General features: G+C 66.9%; 19 protein-coding genes and 1 pseudogene. 5 read left to right on the forward strand and 15 right to left on the reverse strand.

The features are described from left to right. Nucleotides 1-80 precede the first annotated feature (80 nt). From C503_RS0136375 to C503_RS0136415, 9 genes are all read right to left on the reverse strand, one after another. Nucleotides 81-1358, reverse strand: coding sequence for a tyrosine-type recombinase/integrase (locus C503_RS0136375; protein WP_018684105.1), 1278 nt, complete (start codon nucleotides 1356-1358; stop codon nucleotides 81-83). 44 nt (nucleotides 1359-1402) lie between these two features. Continuing rightward, the gene (locus tag C503_RS0136380; protein WP_026316522.1) at nucleotides 1403-1606 is read right to left on the reverse strand and encodes a helix-turn-helix transcriptional regulator; all 204 of its coding nucleotides are present in this window, start codon (nucleotides 1604-1606) and stop codon (nucleotides 1403-1405) included. 20 nt (nucleotides 1607-1626) lie between these two features. Further along, the gene (locus C503_RS0136385; RefSeq protein ID WP_018684107.1) at nucleotides 1627-3237 is read right to left on the reverse strand and encodes a replication initiator; all 1611 of its coding nucleotides are present in this window, start codon (nucleotides 3235-3237) and stop codon (nucleotides 1627-1629) included. Further along, a complete protein-coding gene (locus tag C503_RS0136390; protein ID WP_018684108.1) occupies nucleotides 3234-3680 on the reverse strand; it encodes a hypothetical protein in 447 nt (148 codons plus the stop codon). The genes C503_RS0136385 and C503_RS0136390 overlap by 4 nt, the downstream gene beginning before the upstream one ends. Then, a complete protein-coding gene (locus tag C503_RS0136395) occupies nucleotides 3677-5158 on the reverse strand; it encodes an FtsK/SpoIIIE domain-containing protein (protein ID WP_018684109.1) in 1482 nt (493 codons plus the stop codon). Before C503_RS0136395 ends, C503_RS0136390 begins: the two co-directional genes overlap by 4 nt. A gap of 349 nt (nucleotides 5159-5507) precedes the next feature. Beyond that, the gene (locus C503_RS0136400) at nucleotides 5508-5945 is read right to left on the reverse strand and encodes a hypothetical protein (protein ID WP_018684110.1); all 438 of its coding nucleotides are present in this window, start codon (nucleotides 5943-5945) and stop codon (nucleotides 5508-5510) included. Then, a complete protein-coding gene (locus tag C503_RS46575) occupies nucleotides 5942-6250 on the reverse strand; it encodes a hypothetical protein (protein WP_026316523.1) in 309 nt (102 codons plus the stop codon). Before C503_RS46575 ends, C503_RS0136400 begins: the two co-directional genes overlap by 4 nt. A gap of 11 nt (nucleotides 6251-6261) precedes the next feature. Beyond that, nucleotides 6262-6816 carry an AMED_5909 family protein gene (locus tag C503_RS47535; protein WP_211222432.1) on the reverse strand — a complete coding sequence of 185 codons (555 nt, stop codon included), beginning with the start codon at nucleotides 6814-6816 and terminating at the stop codon, nucleotides 6262-6264. Between the two features lie 288 nt (nucleotides 6817-7104). Then, nucleotides 7105-7563: a hypothetical protein gene (locus C503_RS0136415; RefSeq protein WP_018684112.1), complete on the reverse strand. Its 459-nt coding sequence runs from the start codon at nucleotides 7561-7563 to the stop codon at nucleotides 7105-7107. Between the two features lie 229 nt (nucleotides 7564-7792). On the opposite strand from C503_RS0136415, the gene C503_RS0136420 reads away from it, so the two are divergent. Continuing rightward, nucleotides 7793-8467 carry a GntR family transcriptional regulator gene (locus C503_RS0136420; RefSeq protein WP_018684113.1) on the forward strand — a complete coding sequence of 225 codons (675 nt, stop codon included), beginning with the start codon at nucleotides 7793-7795 and terminating at the stop codon, nucleotides 8465-8467. A 60-nt stretch (nucleotides 8468-8527) separates the two neighbouring features. Here the strand turns inward: C503_RS0136420 and C503_RS45445 are convergent, their stop codons facing one another. After that, entirely contained in the window at nucleotides 8528-9364 is an 837-nt protein-coding gene (locus C503_RS45445; RefSeq protein WP_084477235.1) for a hypothetical protein, read from the reverse strand. Between the two features lie 477 nt (nucleotides 9365-9841). Between C503_RS45445 and C503_RS49055 the strand changes: the two are divergent. Continuing rightward, nucleotides 9842-10051, forward strand: a pseudogene (locus C503_RS49055) (helix-turn-helix domain-containing protein); the annotation flags it as partial. A 3-nt stretch (nucleotides 10052-10054) separates the two neighbouring features. Next, a complete protein-coding gene (locus C503_RS48345; RefSeq protein ID WP_245572542.1) occupies nucleotides 10055-10321 on the forward strand; it encodes an XRE family transcriptional regulator in 267 nt (88 codons plus the stop codon). 730 nt (nucleotides 10322-11051) lie between these two features. Here C503_RS48345 and C503_RS0136430 read toward each other — a convergent pair. Then, nucleotides 11052-11612, reverse strand: a complete 561-nt coding sequence (locus C503_RS0136430) for a TetR/AcrR family transcriptional regulator (protein ID WP_018687134.1) — start codon at nucleotides 11610-11612, stop codon at nucleotides 11052-11054. Between the two features lie 85 nt (nucleotides 11613-11697). Between C503_RS0136430 and C503_RS0136435 the strand changes: the two genes are divergently transcribed. Continuing rightward, nucleotides 11698-12087, forward strand: coding sequence for a nuclear transport factor 2 family protein (locus C503_RS0136435; RefSeq protein ID WP_211222530.1), 390 nt, complete (start codon nucleotides 11698-11700; stop codon nucleotides 12085-12087). Nucleotides 12088-12092: 5 nt separating this feature from the next. Here the strand turns inward: C503_RS0136435 and C503_RS0136440 are convergent, their stop codons facing one another. Beyond that, nucleotides 12093-13952, reverse strand: coding sequence for a SpoIIE family protein phosphatase (locus C503_RS0136440; protein WP_018687136.1), 1860 nt, complete (start codon nucleotides 13950-13952; stop codon nucleotides 12093-12095). Between the two features lie 139 nt (nucleotides 13953-14091). Between C503_RS0136440 and C503_RS48710 the strand changes: the two genes are divergently transcribed. Beyond that, complete coding sequence (locus tag C503_RS48710; RefSeq protein ID WP_018687137.1) at nucleotides 14092-14226, forward strand: hypothetical protein; 135 nt, start codon at nucleotides 14092-14094, stop codon at nucleotides 14224-14226. A 120-nt stretch (nucleotides 14227-14346) separates the two neighbouring features. Here C503_RS48710 and C503_RS42305 read toward each other — a convergent pair whose 3' ends face one another. The 3 genes from C503_RS42305 to C503_RS42310 all read right to left on the reverse strand — a co-directional run. Continuing rightward, nucleotides 14347-14622: a DUF3618 domain-containing protein gene (locus C503_RS42305; protein WP_018687138.1), complete on the reverse strand. Its 276-nt coding sequence runs from the start codon at nucleotides 14620-14622 to the stop codon at nucleotides 14347-14349. Then, a complete protein-coding gene (locus tag C503_RS0136455) occupies nucleotides 14619-14981 on the reverse strand; it encodes a phage holin family protein (protein ID WP_051115036.1) in 363 nt (120 codons plus the stop codon). Before C503_RS0136455 ends, C503_RS42305 begins: the two co-directional genes overlap by 4 nt. A 407-nt stretch (nucleotides 14982-15388) precedes the next feature. Continuing rightward, nucleotides 15389-15678: IS30 family transposase (locus C503_RS42310; protein WP_018683200.1), on the reverse strand; the 290-nt coding region annotated here is incomplete at its 5' end.

Genomic DNA, 15678 nt, shown 5'->3' on the forward strand with positions numbered 1-15678 from the left:
AGCGACAGAAGTTATCCACATTCTTTCCGATACCTCGCCTGAACTGGGGAGATGCGTTTAGTGATCACCGTGGGCCGTCCTCAGGCCGTGAGATGAGGGCTTGGCAGCCATGCCTCAGTCATGGCCCGGCGGATGCGGTGGGGGCTTTCGGGGATGAGGTGGGTGTAGGTGCGGGCGGTGAAGGCCGGGTCAAGGTGGCCCAGGAGGTTCGCCAGCTCGATGAGGCTCACGCCGTGGGCCAGGAGGTTGGATGCGAAGGTGTGGCGTAGGGCGTGGAAGCCGTCGATGCGTTTGCGGTAGGGGGTGGCGGTGGTCTGGAAGGCGGGTACCCAGATGTCCCGGGCGAAGTTGTTCCCGCGCCACACTGGGGGCGGGAAGGGGTGGCGTTGCGACGGCGGAGGTCCGGGGACGAGTAGTCGCACGGTGATGAGGTCTCCATCCGGGACCAGCCACGGCAGGGTGACGTCATATGGTTCGTGAGCGGTGGTGTGGTCGTCAACCATCGTGATGAAGTCCTCGGTGATGAAGACTTCGCGTGTCTTGCGCCGCTTGGGCAGTCCGAACACGGGCTTCCCGTTGATCCAGCGGATTTGCCGTTGAATGTGAAGCTTGAGGTTATTTCGGTCCATGTCGTCCGGGCTGAATGCGAGTGCTTCCATTTGGCGGTGTCCGGCACGCAGGGCGATGTCCATCAATGGTCGATACTCCGGAGGGAGGCCGCTACGGATAGTGAGGCACTTTTCCCGAGGCCAGGGCTCCGGCCGGTATTCCTCGGGAACCGGCCTGCGGACGCTGTCAGCCTTGCAAGGGTTTCGTTCGAGCAACCCGTCAAAGACGGCTGCTTGCAGAAATCCCGAGATCGTGTCGAAAATCTGCGCCCGGTAGGAATCCTTTACGCCTCTTCCGCTTGACCAGTCCAGCCACTCTCGCATAGTGCTGGTTGTGAAGTGCTGGACAGGCACGTCGCCGAGGTAGGGCAGGACCATGGTGTTCAACCTGGTGTCCACACTGGCCACGGCGATCGGGTCTTTGGATCGACCTTTGCGCACTTCCGTTGTGTAGTCCCGGAAGGTGATCAATTTCGGTTCCGGCTTCTCCTCAGGCTTAGAGGCCGGCAGCAGCTTCACAAGCGGGCTTACCTGGTGCAACGCCAGGAACTTCTCGGCTTCACCCAGGCTGCGGTCCGGGAAGCTCTTGGACCGCTCGCTGCCGTCTGCGTAGTAGCGGACACGATAGCGCATACCCGTGCCGTGCAGCGCGGTCTTGTCTTTGAGGGGACGGCCGTTCTTTCCGACAATGACGTTCCCGGTCGCATCTTTCCTGTCCTTGTACCAGCGATCCTCAACGTGTCCGGCCATGGGAGTACCCCGTTTTCCTTTCGTCGTGATTGCTGAAATATTGGTCAGGCGGCTAGCTGGCCCTCGGTGCTGGCGTCAAGCCATGCGGCGATATCCTCCGGCCGATAGCGGACATGTTTGCCCATGCGCACGAAGGCCGGACCGGTGCCCTTGTGGCGCCATTCGGCCAGCGTCTTCTCCGGCAGCCGCAATAGTTCGGCCAGCTCTTCCGTGGTCCACAATCGGGTCGGTAATCCGCTATCATCCATGGTCTATCCCCCCAGTCCGGTCACGCCGCAGTCGCGGTTGCTGAAACACCCGGCCCGCCTGGTGGCCCGGCAGCGGCCAACAACGCCGTGTCGTATTCGGCCCGCCAGGTCACGCGTTCGGCTATGGCCCGCATGATCAGGTGGTCTCTCGGCGGGGCGTTACGGTCGCCGGGGGCGAGCCTCCGCCAGGCCCAGGCCGAGGTATCCCGGGCGGGTTTGACGATCCCCACCGCCGCCAGGGCCTGGGCGACGAACGCGGCCCGGTCGGCCTTGTGATCGGCCAGCGTCTTGCCCGACCACTTCCGGGACACCAGCACCCGCCGACCTGGCAGGCCGAGGGTGGTGCGTCGGTGAGCGCGTCCCTTGCAGTGCCCGGGGATGGTCCTGGAGGTGGTGCCCTGGGGGTGGACGCCGTAGAGCAGCCACACCGCGCACCGGGGCGAACAGGGCGTGATCGCGAGTTCGGCGTGGAGTCGTTCGTGGTGGTCACGCTGGCCGGGAGTGGTGGCGGTGATGATCTCGCCGGTGGACTTCGTGAGGTACTTGGTCAGGTAGCCGATGTGGCGTCCGGCTTCCTCGGTGCCGCCGAGGACGCCCTTGGAGTGCACCTGGGCGCCGAAGGTGGCGACGTGGGCGGGCTCGTCCACCAGGTCGACCGCGTCCGCCCAGGTGGTGAGCGGTTTCCGAGTCTCCGGGTCGACGAACGCGGCAGTGTGCGCGTCCCACACCGGCAGCCTGTCGCCGCCGTAGACCGGTTCGTCGTGCGGGGGCCACCACACCTGGAGATAGGTAGCGGCCGTTACCTGTCGGATCGTGTCGTGCGGGATGGCCCCGCGGATTCCCGCGTGCAAATGAGGTGCTGTTCTGCGCTGGGGTTCGACCGTGGCGAAGTACTGCACATCCCACCCGACGACGCGGCGTAGGTTCTGCCACCACCGGTCCACCAGCGAGGCGAAGTGCACCGCGTCCCGGGCCGCCCGCCGATAGTCATAGGTGCCCGGGTCGACCGGGGAACCATCGGAGCGGACGGGGCCGTAGGTGTCGCAGGTGAGGGTGACGAACATCGAGGGCCGGAACCGCCCAGCGAACTCACGGCCCACAGTGCGCTTCTCGACCTTGCGCCGGGGCAGGTTCGGGGCATCCTGCCGCCGCCTGGTCGAGCGCACCGGCGCCCTCTTCACCGGGGCCGTGTCCGGCGACGGCAACCGACCCCGGACACCGAGCCGCTGAAGCTCGGCATCCACCGAGCGGATCTCCTCCCGCAGATCGTCCGCATCGGCCCCGGCGGTGTCCCGGTACGCGGCCACCAGGTCCGCGCGCAGCTCGACCAACGCCGTGTGATCCCCGGTCGGGGCGGTGTCGCGCGTCTGCGGTTCCTCGGTCAGGTGCCACCCCTCCCGGCACTGGGCGATCCGCAACGCACGCGCCTTACGGGCACACGGCAGACACACCGACTCGACCGTGGACCCACACGGCACACCCACATAGCGGACCGCGCCATCGGTGGTGTCGGTGACCTCCATCGTGAACGGCCGCACGCACACCCCGTGCTGTTCGGCGGTGACACGCACGACCTCACGCGCCAGCGGCCCCCGGGTCCGGGTGGCGATGTCGACGATGTCTGCGGTCATGGGGTCACGTCCATCGGTGACCCGCCGCCCCAGACGTGGAGCTGTTCCGAACCGAACGTCCTGCGCTGGTGGGGTTCCATGCCCAGCGTGCCGTCCACGCCCGCCCACACCCTCACCCGTGCACGGCCGTCGGTGAGCGTGCCGATGACCGCCACGTGTGCCGATTCGTCGTTGTCCGGCCGCCACACGGACACCACGCAGTCCACCAAGGTGTCGGACCACTCGACGAGATCTCCCACGGTGTCGATCAACCGGCCCCCGTGCAACTGCACACTGATGTGGGTATCGTCGCCGGATGCGTACCCGGAGACACACAGGTAGGCCGGAACGGGCAGGTCCGCGAACACCACCAGGTGCTCACGAAGAGAGTCCATGATGGACAGATAGTCGGGGATGTCCACGAGCGCCGTGGGACTGCCGTACACGAGGGTAGTGGTGTTCATGCTGCTGTTCCTCCGGAGGTGAAGTCGTCTGTGTCGGGGAACGGGACGATCACGGCAGACCCGCCGGTGATCTCGTTCCGTAGTTCGATCAGGTTCGTGTCGGTGACCAGGAACGCCCTCGCTCGCACGGGTTCGCGTTGGCCGTCGTGCTTCACCCACGCCACACCAGGAGTCGACTCGGCGATCTCGTGGGCCGCCGCACCGCGCTGGCGGACGCCGTCACCGAGGACCATGTCCACTTGGGCCGCTTCGTCCAGGCGCATCGCGACCCGGGTGGGGAACAGGTTCCGGAAGGGGACCACTTCCTTGCGCGGGTCCTGCACGAACCCGACCACGCACACCCCGGGAGCACGGCCCTGCGAGGTGATGACCTGGAGCGCGGCCTGCGCGCGTTCACGCAGCCGCTTGTCCGGCAGATAGGCGATCAGCGCGGCCAACTCGTCCACGATCAACACCGTGAACGGGACACCGCTGTCCTTGGTCCACGTGCGACGGACACCCCGGAACCGGGTGGCGCGTGCCCGGACGTCGCTGGCGACCTTCTCCAGAAGCTCCACGGCTTCCTCGGGATCGTCATAGGCCAACTCGGAGAACACCTCCGGGCACTGGCCCAGCTCCATACCGCCCTTGGGGTCGATCCCGACCAGGCGCACCACACCGGCCCTGACCATCGGCGCCAACGCCCAGACCAACGCCCACAGGACCGAGCCCTTGCCCGCACCGGTCGCCCCCACCGTGAGCAGGTGGCCGCCCAGCAGCCGCAGGCACCAAGGCTTACCGGTCTCGGTGCGGCCCACCGGGACCTTCTTCAGATTGACCGTCGCGGCCGTGTCCAGGGCCGGGAGGGGGATCGGGTTGGCCAGCGGGTCGGCCCGCATCAAGTCCAGCTCCAACCGCCCCGGCTTGACCACCCGAACCCGGCATGAACCGGCGCCGAACGAGTGGGCCAGCCCCGACGCGCGCAGTTCCCACTGCTCCGGCGCCTGCCCTTTGACCATGCGGACCCGCACCCGGTCGCGCCACCACTCCGAGCGCACCCGCTTGAGCTTGGGCAGGTGCTCCCGGCGACCGGCCTTCCCGGTCAGCGAGGCCAGGCGCATTACCGTGCGCCATTGCCACGCGTACACCGCCACCCGACGGAACTCCGACCTGGCCCACGCCATCCGACGCGTGAACACATCCGGCGCCTGCCACCACCACACCGCCAACCCCGCGACCACGGGGACCACCAGGCCGCCGAGCAACCACCACCCACCGACGTTGCAGACCAGCAGACCCAACACCGCCGAGGCGACCGTGAGCGGGTAGTACCAGCTCATCCGCACGAACTTCGCCGTCACCCACACCGCAAACCAGACCAGCACCACCGGCAACAGCACGAGCTTGGCCTTGCCCGGCAGCATGGTCCACCACGGCAATCGGGGCCGTGCGACCTCCAACGGGGCCGGGTCGATCCACCGGCCGTTCCCGCCCTTCACCACGCACCCCGAGCCGTGGCCTGCGACGGCACCGAAATGGTGTCGAAAATCAGCGCGAGCATTCCCGCGCACGCCGCGCACTCCACATCCCCCGGCAGCAGACGCGCGTATTTCCCGCATTGACCGCACCGCGTCCGACGAACCAGGGTGACCCCCCTTGCGCGACGGGTACGCCTATCCCTTACCATCATTTTCGTTCACTCCCCCGAGTGGACAGTCACAGGAACGGGACGAGGCCGCCAAACCATTGACCCGTTCCTGTGACCTAACCCGAAATAGCCCTTCCCTAGGCGCGCGGAATCGTCACACGACCCGCGTGCGAATTATCGATAATCACCCCGCCGTAGCGTCAATGATCGTCCGCGTTCACGTTCCCGTTCGTTGGTGTGTCCAGGTCTTCCGGCCGGTACACGCCGTGGGTGAGCTTGGATAAGGCGACTCCCGCCGCCCGCGCCGCCGCCTTTCCGGCGTCGGACCACTTCGTGCCCCAGTTGTGTCGCCGGTACCAATGCGCGTCCAGGTCGGCCGCATGCTCCGGCCGGTACAGGCCGTGCGTGGTCTTCGCCACCACGATGCCCAGGGCCCGCCGAACCGAGGCGGCGAACGCCGTCCAGTTCTCGTACCGACTGTGTTCCAGGTGATCCACCTCCGTCCACTTCTCCGGGTCACCCTGGAACGGCCGCCACGCCTTGTTCGCCAACGCCTTCCGCCGCCACCGCCGGTACCCACTGGCACCGACCACACCACAGACGTAGCCCAGGCCCCAGACCCACCGCCGCCGGGTCATCGCGCCCCCTCGGAGGAATCGGCCGCATCCCGCACGGACAACGGGTTCGCGACGTCGAGGTTCTCCGGGCGATACAACCCGTACGTCGCCGCCGCGACGCGATACCGGGCCATCTGCCGCCACGCGCACAGGCGCTTCCGCCGATCCTCGAAGAAGGTGTAATACTCCCAATCCTTATCGGTCCACAAGTTGCAGTCCCCTTGAAACGGCCCAGCGGCCCGAAGCAACCACCGCCGCCGACGCCACCGCCGATACAGACTCGCACCGGCCACACCGGACACATAGCCGAACGCCCAGATCGGCACCCGTAACGCCCTCACCGCGAACCTGCCTTCTGTCGCTTCTGCGATCCCTTGGCCGTCACGTCGGACGTCGACCTGCCCGCACGGCCTGCGGCCACCAACCCGGCAGCAAGCCGGGAACACCGATCTGCCTCGCCAAGCGCCTGGTGGTGATGAAACCGGTCGATCTCCGCCACCATCCGGTAATACTCGGCACACGCGGCATAGAAGGCGGCCTGACCCTCGATCGACAATCCCTTGACACCGGCTACGTTTCGCAGCCGCGCACCGATCAGGGCAAACGATCGGATGGCATCCACACTGGTACCCACACGAATAGCGGGAACCAGATTCGGCCGATTCTCCAACACCTCACTGGGAATGGACGCCGGAACAGTCTCCGCCTTCTCCCGCTCACGAGCAGCCCAGTAAAGGGCCTCATGCTGGTGGCCACGGTCCTGAACGGCAATCCGCTCATAGGCTCGCGCACTCCGACCGAAGAAACTCAACCACTCCCTGGCCGAAGCCTGCACATGCGGACGCACGTGCACTAACGCCACATGCACATCCCGCAGGATGTCCGCACTCATCGGGTCTAGCTGTACTTCTCCCCCCGACCCCCGTGTGATAGATTGTGACATGATTGACCTCTTCCGCTCAGTGGAAGACGCGGCGGCGAACGGTTTTCAAGGCTTCCCGGCAATGGACCGTTCGACGCTGTGCGCCTCTTAAGCCCCCTCAAAAGCGAAATCTGCTTACGATAGCCAGTCGGGCGTCGTTTCTTTCGTGCCGCACGCCCTCGAACGCCTGCCCGAAGCGCACGTTCCGGTCACCCCACTCCGAGAACGGGACGACGGCGATGGGGTTCCCGCCAGTGCCTACGCGGCCTTGTTTGGTGCCTCGCTCGCGGACTTCCCCGCCCGAGTACTACCGGCGGCCGGGCTCGCGCCCGCAAACCCCTTGGCCCGGTAGACGTAAGACTGGTACTTGAACTCCCCACTGCCCGCCACACGCGGCTCAGCGGTCAGGCCCGCCAGCTCGATCGGCCGCATACCCGGCAGCACCTCCGAGGTGGACGGGACCGGCTGCACGTCCGCCAGAAACGTGATCTCGAACGACGCCCGCTTCGCGTTGGGCTCGCCCGGGTCGGTGACCTTCGCCTTCCACTGCCGCTGTCCGGTCTCCTCATCCACCCGCTGGCGAACCGGCCGACCGGACGCCCTGTCCTCCCGTGACTGGTACTCCGTGTCCGGAGCAACCTCGCCGATAAGGACGAGGCCCTGCGGGAACGCGTCATCGAAGTTGATCGGGAACCGGTGTCCCTTGCTGATCGCCATGGCGTAGGCAGTCCTCTCGCTGGTCGTCAGGTGGGGCGCTACCCCCTCGTGAAACCATCGTATACGTAGCTTCGTATACGCACAAGTGGTGCGTATACGAAGGCTGCTACGCCTCCCCCGCGCCATCACGACCAGGGGTGGCGCGGTCGACACCGAAGGAGGATCGGGATCGATGACGGGATCAGGGCCAGGCGGTGGCACGGTGGACACCGAGGGAGGGCCGGGACCGGTGCGGGAGCCCGCCTATGTCTCCATCGCGGGCACGTACGCGCGGCTCATCCGGGGCGGAGACCTGTCGCCCGGGATCCAGTTGCCCAGCCACGCCGAGATGGCGGAAAAGCACGGCGTGTCGGACATCGTGGTCCGTAAGGCTATGGAGCTACTCAGGAGTCAGGGGCTGGTCCGAACCGTTCGCCGTCGTGGCATCTTCGTCGCAGACCGTGCCAACCTCGTGCGCATTTCGCCGGAACGCCAGATGCAGAGCCCGGAAGTGTCATTCGGAGCAGAATCCGAAGAGTCGGTCGACGTTCACCGCGAAACCGCGCAAGTCTCCGCCACAGACGAACTTGCGGACATCTTCGGAGTTCAGACTGGGGACGAGCTTGTCTATGTCATCACGCGCGTTTCGAGCGGCGGGCATCCTGTGTCGATCTCGGACACCTATCACCGGGTAGGCGCGAACGGGGCGGCCGGCGCGACCGTTCTAGAGGAAACCCTTGCCGACAAGATGCCGACGAAGGTCCATGCGGAGTGGTTGCGCACGCCCGTGGGAGCCCTCGTCAAGACGGTACGCCAGGAGTTCCGCGCGGTAGACGGGCAGATGTTGATGATCTCCGACATCTCCTACCCGCAAGACCGTTACGACGCGTTTGTGTTCAGAATGAATCTCAATCCTGATTCTTGAGACTGCTGGCCATCCCGCCTGCCTGGGCCGGACATCCTGACCGATGTCCGGCCCGGACTTTCAACGGCGTACCCACCCCTCGGCGACATCGGGAATGTTCCACCATGACACGTGTCGTGAATCCTCCGACTCCAGTGTCCAGCCGTTCGACAACGCCTCAAAGAACGCATCGTCTCCGGTCATTCCCCCCTTGTGCTGCCCAACGAAGATCAGACGCTCGCCGCCTGCTCTCTCAAATGCTGCCAGGGCTTCCGATGCCATGGGCGCACCCCAACCTGGAGGCCAGCAGAGCAACAGCACATAGCCCGGCCGACTGGCTACATCCCTGTCGAACTCTTCAATATTCCCGACATGATGCCAGGTTTCAATCTGCCCGGTCGCAGGCGAGAAGGAACTATTGTCTTCCTTGTCTGGGGGTGATGAGTCGTACGCCTGGACACTCACGCCCGCGCGGGTGATCTGTGCCGCCCAGTAGCCCCGGCCCGCTCCGAGTTCGATCATCGGCCTACCTGCACAGAACGCGGCTATCCACTCTATGGTTTCCGGAGACGGGATCGCATATGCAAATATTCCTTGTAAGAGCATCTGGGCATACGCAAGTCGGCCACTTCCGTTCGAATGGCCAGCATTTACTAGCCTGCGCCCGTCGCATTCATGCACAAAGGGCGAAACGATGTCCCAATACGGATTCTCGCTTTCCGTGCGCCCGCCCGTCACATAATGAACGAAGCGTAGATCGAACGCGTTGTCTATCCGATTATCGCCTGTTCCTGGCAATCCCAGGGCGGTACTCAGATAGTCATCAACTTTCGGATATTCGACCCGAAGGCGTTCTTCGTCATTCAGCAACGCCGCCAACACCTTCCGGCGTTCCTCTGTCAAGGCAAGCTCGATCACGCCGCCTGTCCTTTCAGATCCGCATTCCTGCCGCTATGACTCCAACGCTCATCCACATCGACCACCGTAGGCCCTCTGAGGCGCGCTCGTCACCTGCGACGATCGCGTGATCCCCAGACTGGGCCGTTAGCCCATCCAACCTTTTGCGCACTTCCAGCGGGGGCAACCTGCGTCGCTCCCGCCGTCTCACCCCCCAGCCCGCACCAGTCAAGACCTTCCCGAGATGCCGACAAGGGGCGCGCCGCTGGCCCTGCATGTTCGTGGTTGCTGCTGAATCTGGCTCTATGGGATCAAGGCCGCGCCGCCCGCGCGGCGCGGCGCGGTGTGCCTGTCCTGGTGGCAGGCCGGTCCGTATCCATCGCGCCACAGCGCGGGCTCCCGCTCCGCTTCGCCCGCGCGGGCGCGCGGCACAGCCTGCCACCGGGTCGAGACGCACCACACCGCACGGGCGGCGCCGATGCAAACCGACGAGGACCGATGGTTGACACTGACCGGACGCTAGTGCGGCCTGAGCTGCTCCGCTCCGTTGGCCGACAGCTCAGAAATGCCCGAGAAGACCTGGGATGGACACGGTCTCAGGTGGTCAAGCGGGTCGAGTTCGAGCTGCACGTACAGACCTTGGCGACATATGAGCAGGGGACTAGGCAATGCACGCTAGGCCGATTCGTCGCGATCTGTCAGGCGCTGGGCGTGTCTGCCCTGGACGTCCTCAAAGATGCAATGGAGCAGACAGAGGTTCCCCCGCACAAGTTGGTTTGCGCGGTCGACCTGCGAGTGATCATGGCGGGAATTGACCCAGAACTCGAACCGCTACGACGGTGGGCACGTAATCGCCTCATCGCCGACTCCAAGACGCCCGTGGTGCCACTCGAACCTGACGAGGTCGCGACCCTTGCGATGTTCTGCGGTCTGTCCCATGAAGACTTTTTCCAGCGCCTCACCGGCGCTGACGGGTGAACGAGCCCGCCGTTCTAGCCCGAGACCGACCTTCGCATAAAGAGCAATGTGGCCTCAGGCGGTCAGGACGCGTTGCCAACCTGGTCGGTACCAGGGGCGCCCGCCCCTGGACCCCTGGCACCCGTGGCACGATCCGCGCAGACGTTGATCTGAGCTGCCGTCCGTAGCGCGGATCGCACCACGGGAACGTGGAACAGGCTCGCGCACAGCCTTCGATCCGGAGCGAATACCACCCCACGGACCTCAGATCGCGCGCGAGCCCCAGGCCGTTCAGGCCGTTCCCGACCGACGCCCAGGCCGTCCACAGGCCGTCAGACGTCAGGTACCAGCCGGAAGCAATCGGCATCAACCAGTAAGAACCCGCAGGTCACGACATTGGCTGCCGCGAACCCCCAGGTGGCGACAGCGTCGAAAAGATATCCACACCCCACCCCTCACAGCCGCCGAACCAAGATCCTTTGCCACCCCCACCGGGTAGAATGGCCGAGGGGGATCCCCCTGGGAGCGGTGGGTTTTGGTGCCGGGACCGACGGGGGAGAGTCGATCTTGAGTCAGGTGGGCGATCTCGCCCCGACGCGCTGCATCGGCCGAACGAACCCGTTCCCGAAACCCCGACCACCGTCGCCGGCGGACACCAGCAGCCCCCGAACCGACCGCAGCGGCCCCACTCCCACACACGCCATGCCGCAGCCGCAATCGGACAACCCGCCCAGCACCCGTCAAAGTCCAATCAGGACACACCAGCCACCGGACGGAAGCCCGCGTGGATCACCGCGAGGGTTCGCCGTCGCAGATCGGCGTCCCAGCCCGCGCGCAGGGCGGCCTGGCTGAGCGCGGTGAGCAGGGCCATGACCTCGTCGAGGCGCACGTCCGCCCGCACCGCCCCGGCCGCCTGCGCCCCCGCGAGCAGCGCGCCGATCGCCTGCCCCAGGCTGTCGAGCGGGTCGGCGACGTCGAGGGCGATGCCGGATTCCGCGAGCAGGTCGACCACCGACTTCTTCGCGGCGGCCTGGTCGACCACGCGCGTGAAGAAGTCGAAGAACGCGGTCGCCGGGTCGCCCTCGGCCGCCAGCGCCGCGACCTCGTCGGCCAGGCGGGCCATGAGGTCCTTGACGATCGCGACGAGCAGGTCCCGCTTCGTCGGGAAGTGCCGGAACACCGTCCCGATCGCCACCCCGGCGCGCCGCGCGACCTCCTCTGTGGACGCGGTGGGGCCCAGTTCGGTGAAGACCTCCTCGGCGGCGGCGAGGATGCGGGCGCGGTTGCGCTGGGCGTCGGCGCGGGCGGGCATCGGGCTCCGTTCTCGTTGACAACCTGAGTCGCGACTCATTATCGTCCGACACAAGTTGAGTTGCCACTCATGTTAGGGGATGTCGATGACCGCGATGTTCGAGCGCATGCAGCGCCGATGGATCGACGGCGAGCCGATCGGGGACCTGCTCGCCGAGGACGTCGTCGTCGAGATGCCGTTCGCGCCCGCCGGGCGAGCGCGACGGATCGAGGGGCGGGCCGCGTTCGTGGAGTTCGCCGCGGCGGGGCGGGCGGCGCTGCCGTTCAGCATCGAGGAGAGCCGCGACGTCGTGGTCCACCGGACCGCCGATCCGGACGTGATCATCGTCGAGTACGAACTGGTCGCGCGGCTGCACCGGGACGGTCGCCGGGCGTCGGCGCCGTTCATCGGGGTGCTGACCACACGCGACGGGCTGGTGGTGCACTGGCGCGAATACCAGAACCCGATGGCGATGGCCGCAGCAATGGGACAGTGACCTGATTACTCCGAGGTCACCACGGGGAGGATTTGGTCCAATCCACTCGCGGTCAATGCCGCGCCTGCCGGACTGTCCGCGGCCGCCACCAACCGTAGGTCACGGCCCGCCGCGCGCAGATCGACCACCTGCTCGAACAGGACCTGCAACGCCGCGCTCGTCAGCAGATCGATGCCGTCCAGCAACAGCACACATGCACCGACACCGCTGCGAGCCGCGTCTTGCAGGGTTCCGCGTAGTTGAACCGAGTTCGATGAGTCGACCACTCCGAGCACAGTCACCCGGACCGTCGACCCGGCAACCTCGATCGTCGCCCGCATCTCGTACGTGACCGCTTCCCGGTGCGGCACATCGGTTTCCGGCAGTGGGATCGGCGGACGGCGAACGGACCGTCGCATCCGGACAGTGGTGCCCTCGTCCCCGGTGTCGACGTGCAGCACGTCGCTGCACTCGCGCATCATCAGCATCCCGCGGCCGCGATAGGGACTGCGGACCACCGGCTCCCGCCAGGTCCCGGTGTCCGACACGGTCACCGTCACGCCACCCGCCCCGTCCAGCTCGCCCAGCACCGTGACCGTGCCGCTGTGGTCGCGATATCCGTGCTCGATCGAGTTGGTCACCGCCTCGACCACGCACAGCGCGATCGCCGTCCGGTCGTCCCGGTGCGCGGACAATGCGTCCAGCCAGGCGTTCAATTCACGGTGCAGGACGACGAGCTGCTCCGGGGCCCCGGGCAGGGCCAAGCACAGGCGAGGGGACGGTTCGGTCAGTACGGTCGCCGCGAGCACACTGACGTCGTCGCGCGAGGTCTCGTTGTCCACCAGGGACACCAGCGACGCGCACACCACGGCGGGCAGCTCGCGTTGGTCGGTGTGCTCCGCGGCGACCTGCGCCAGCCGGTCGACGAGCAGGTCGCGGCCCTCGGTGAAACCCCGGCCGGGTGCCTCGACCACGCCGTCGGAGTAGAACACGAGCGTCTCGCCGGGCTTCAGTTCCTCGTAGGCGACCGGCGAGTCGGAATCGGTGAACGCGAGCGGCGGCCCGATCGGTCCGTCCAGGAAACGGGCGTCGCCACCGGCGCCCAGGAGCATTGGCCTCGGATGACCCCGACTGCCGTATTCGAGCACTCGGGTCAATCGGTCGAGGACGGCCACGCACACCGTGCTGCCCCGGGCGTCGACCGACATCGCGGCAATGGTGTCCAACGCGCGGAGCACCTCGGCGACGGTGCCGCCCCGGACCAGCCGTTCGGCCGCGACCGCGCGCAGCTGCCCCATCACACCCGAGGCCATCGGACCGTTGCCGACAACGTCGCCCAGCACGAGCCCGACGCGATCGCCCGGCATCACGACGACGTCGTACCAGTCGCCGCCCGCGGTCAACCACTCCCCAGCAGGCACATACGCGGCGCTCAACCCCAGGTCCGGCAGCAACGGCAAACCCGCGGGCAGCAGGCTGCGCTGGAGCTGCAACGCGACTTTGCGCTCGGCCGCCAGCCGTTGCCGCACGTCCGCGACCTCGGCCTCGGCCGCCTGGCGTTGCCGCACCGACTCGGTGGCCTCGACGACGTGCACGAGCAGCACCGGGCCGAGCGCCGACGGCACGCACGACACGCTGTAGGTGAAGTAGCCGCCCGCCTCGGGCCGTTCCACCCCGAGCCGCGGCTGACCCGTCCGGGCGACCTCGTCCAGGAGTTCGAGCAGGTGCGCGCCGCCGAACTCGCGCATCGGTGCCCCGACCAGGTCGGCCCGGTGGCCGGTGCTCGCCCTGGCCAGCCGGTTGGCCACCAGGACGCGGTGATCCGGCCCGGTGACCAGCCACATGGTCGCCGGGGCCGACTCGAAGGCGAGCGCCGCGGGGTCCATCTCGTGCAGTTCCGTGCCCCCTCAGGCCGCCGTGTCCCAGGCGATCGCCCGCCCGCGGACAGCCTCTACCCCGGGCGGGCGCCACGCAACATCACCCGCACGGGTGTGGCGGACGCGATCGCGGGCTACCCCCCCGACGGTGACCAACGACCCCGAGGAGGACGACCTCCTCGATCGCAGTGAGACGCCCCTGGACGACTACGCGCACAAACACGTCCGTGAACCCATCCCGGTGGAGGAGGTGTACGCCGAGACGGAGGAGTCGGAGAACTGAGTGTCAATCATCGAGGTGCTTGCCGGTGAGGCGGTGGAACCCCTTGGCGCCCGCCCGGTCCACACCGGCCTTGACCACCCCGAAGCATGCTCAACGGCCGGTGAACCAATCGCATGAGGCTCACCTACCCCGTCGCAGCAGCAGCAACAGTGCCACCACCAGCGCGGCGACCCCGGCACCGACAGCCGCCACTGGCACGGGCTTGCGCCGCACCAACTCCACCGCCTGCGTCGACGCCTCGTCGACCTTGTCCTTGACCTGGTGCGCGCGCTCGCCCACCCGCCGCTTGACGTCGGTCTTCGCGACCAGCGCGTCCACCGTGCCCGCCAGTTCCTGCCTGGTCAGCTCGATATCGGCGCGCAGCGTGTCGTCCTTGACCTGCCTGTCCCCGTTCATCGGTGCGCACTCTCCTTCACGATTTCGACATCGCGCCGTGCGCCTGCCACCGCCTGCTCCGGGATCGGCGGCACCGCGTGCCGCACCCGCCGCGCGGCCGTGGCCCCCAGGATCGCCGCGACCAGGAACAACGCGCCCGCGACGATCAACGCGGCGGCCCACACCGGCACGACCAGCGCGAGCCCGCCGATGCCCGCCGCCACCATGGCGGCGACCCCGAACCAGGCCACGACCCCGGCCGCGCCACCCAGCGCGGCACCGATCCCGGCGTCGCGGGCCTTCTCCTTCAGCTCGGTCTTGGCCAGCTCCAGCTCGTCCCGCACGAGCCTGGACACCTGTTGTCCCAGCCTGGCGACCAGTTCCCCTGTGGAGGATTACGCCCGCCTTCACCCACCGTGCGTGATTCGTCAAGGGCGTCGATGCGGCTGTGGATGGCCTGCTCGGTTGTGGACAACCCGCGAGGGATCCCCCGAATATCCATTCTACCTGGGCAGACGGCGACGTTCCTATGCGTCGACCCGGCCTGTGGACAACTCGGGCCCGCACTCCCGTGTCAACCGTAGCCGCCCGCCTGGGGATGAATCCGGCCCCTTGTGGACAAGCCCAAGGGGTCCCCCTATTTCCATTCTACCCGGGTTGGTCGGGGTTTCGCGCGAGTATTGATCTTGCCTGTGGACAGGCGCGGCGACATCGGCATGTCAAGGGAATCGGCGGGTCTGGGGATAGGACGAGACCCCTGTGGACAACCGCGAAGGGGTCCTTGACCTCATGTGGTCATTGCGCCACCGTGTCTGAGCAGGAGTTCGTTCATCTTCTCGACGGGTTTGTAGCCGCCGAGGGTCTCACGGGGACGGCCGTTGAGTTCCCGGGCGACCGCGTCGAGGTGAGCCTGGGAATGGACCGACAGGTCGGTCCCCTTCGGAAAATACTGGCGCAGCAGTCGATTCGTGTTCTCGTTCGTGCCCCGCTGCCATGGGCTGTGCGGGTCACAGAAATAGACCGGCATTCCGGTGGCCATGGTGAAGTACGCGTGATCGGCCATCTCGCTGCCCTGAT

It is taken from the genome of Actinokineospora enzanensis DSM 44649, from assembly GCF_000374445.1.
Classification (GTDB): Bacteria; Actinomycetota; Actinomycetes; order Mycobacteriales; family Pseudonocardiaceae; genus Actinokineospora; species Actinokineospora enzanensis.

Coding starts and splice junctions, on each gene's coding strand:
- C503_RS0136375 (WP_018684105.1), bottom strand. CDS start 1,358: ATGGCCGGACACGTTGAGGATCGCTGGTACAAGGACAGGAAAGATGCG.
- C503_RS0136380 (WP_026316522.1), bottom strand. CDS start 1,606: ATGGATGATAGCGGATTACCGACCCGATTGTGGACCACGGAAGAGCTG.
- C503_RS0136385 (WP_018684107.1), bottom strand. CDS start 3,237: ATGACCGCAGACATCGTCGACATCGCCACCCGGACCCGGGGGCCGCTG.
- C503_RS0136390 (WP_018684108.1), bottom strand. CDS start 3,680: ATGAACACCACTACCCTCGTGTACGGCAGTCCCACGGCGCTCGTGGAC.
- C503_RS0136400 (WP_018684110.1), bottom strand. CDS start 5,945: ATGACCCGGCGGCGGTGGGTCTGGGGCCTGGGCTACGTCTGTGGTGTG.
- C503_RS47535 (WP_211222432.1), bottom strand. CDS start 6,816: ATGAGTGCGGACATCCTGCGGGATGTGCATGTGGCGTTAGTGCACGTG.
- C503_RS0136415 (WP_018684112.1), bottom strand. CDS start 7,563: ATGGCGATCAGCAAGGGACACCGGTTCCCGATCAACTTCGATGACGCG.
- C503_RS0136430 (WP_018687134.1), bottom strand. CDS start 11,612: ATGCCCGCCCGCGCCGACGCCCAGCGCAACCGCGCCCGCATCCTCGCC.
- C503_RS0136435 (WP_211222530.1), top strand. CDS start 11,698: ATGACCGCGATGTTCGAGCGCATGCAGCGCCGATGGATCGACGGCGAG.
- C503_RS0136440 (WP_018687136.1), bottom strand. CDS start 13,952: ATGGACCCCGCGGCGCTCGCCTTCGAGTCGGCCCCGGCGACCATGTGG.
- C503_RS42305 (WP_018687138.1), bottom strand. CDS start 14,622: ATGAACGGGGACAGGCAGGTCAAGGACGACACGCTGCGCGCCGATATC.